Below are 1,425 nucleotides of genomic sequence, written 5' to 3'. Positions count from 1 at the left end.
CCACTCCTACCAGCCTTTACAACGGTATGAGTGTAGTGATTATCAAGTTATCGGCTTATTAGTACCGGTCAGCTCCGACAGTCTTTAGTCCTGTCTTCCACATCCGGCCTATCAACCCAGTCGTCTGGCTGGGAGCCTCTCCCCCGAAGGGATGGAAATCTCATCTCGAAGCCGGCTTCCCGCTTAGATGCTTTCAGCGGTTATCCGTTCCGAACGTAGCTAATCAGCGGTGCTCCTGGCGGAACAACTGACACACCAGAGGTTCGTCCATCCCGGTCCTCTCGTACTAGGGATAGATCTTCTCAAATTTCCTGCGCGCGCAGCGGATAGGGACCGAACTGTCTCACGACGTTCTAAACCCAGCTCGCGTACCGCTTTAATGGGCGAACAGCCCAACCCTTGGGACCTACTCCAGCCCCAGGATGCGACGAGCCGACATCGAGGTGCCAAACCATGCCGTCGATATGGACTCTTGGGCAAGATCAGCCTGTTATCCCCGAGGTACCTTTTATCCGTTGAGCGACAGCGCTTCCACAAGCCACTGCCGGATCACTAGTCCCGACTTTCGTCCCTGCTCGACTTGTCAGTCTCACAGTCAAGCTCCCTTGTGCACTTACACTCGCCACCTGATTGCCAACCAGGTTGAGGGAACCTTTGGGCGCCTCCGTTACTCTTTGGGAGGCAACCGCCCCAGTTAAACTACCCATCAGGCACTGTCCCTGAACCCGATTAGGGTCCGAAGTTAGATATCCAGAGTGACCAGAGTGGTATTTCAACAATGACTCCACGAACACTAGCGTGCCCGCTTCAACGTCTCCCACCTATCCTACACAAGCCACACCGAACACCAATACCAAACTATAGTAAAGGTCACGGGGTCTTTCCGTCCTGCTGCGCGTAACGAGCATCTTTACTCGTAATGCAATTTCGCCGAGTTCGCGGTTGAGACAGCTGGGAAGTCGTTACGCCATTCGTGCAGGTCGGAACTTACCCGACAAGGAATTTCGCTACCTTAGGATGGTTATAGTTACCACCGCCGTTTACTGGGGCTTAAATTCTCAGCTTCGCCTTGCGGCTAACCGTTCCTCTTAACCTTCCAGCACCGGGCAGGCGTCAGTCCGTATACATCGTCTTGCGACTTAGCACGGACCTGTGTTTTTAGTAAACAGTCGCTTCCCACTGGTCTCTGCGGCCATCGAACGCTCCCGGAGCAAGTCCGTTCACGCCTCAGGCCCCCCTTCTCCCGAAGTTACGGGGGCATTTTGCCGAGTTCCTTAACCACGATTCTCTCGATCTCCTTAGTATTCTCTACCTGACCACCTGAGTCGGTTTGGGGTACGGGCAGCTAGAACCTCGCGTCGATGCTTTTCTTGGCAGCATAGGATCACCGATTTCGACTTGCGTCTACCCATCAGATCTCAGGCT

The 1,425-nt window shown here is 54.2% G+C and carries 1 rRNA gene; it reads right to left on the bottom strand.

What is annotated here, in order from left to right:
• Positions 1-38: 38 nt before the first annotated feature.
• Positions 39-1,425 (bottom strand): 23S ribosomal RNA (locus C5C69_RS16550); the annotation flags it as partial.

Origin of the sequence: Rathayibacter sp. AY1C7, assembly GCF_002931865.1 — a bacterium.
Taxonomy (GTDB): Bacteria; Actinomycetota; Actinomycetes; order Actinomycetales; family Microbacteriaceae; genus Rathayibacter.
This window is presented reverse-complemented; position numbering and strand designations above follow the sequence as displayed.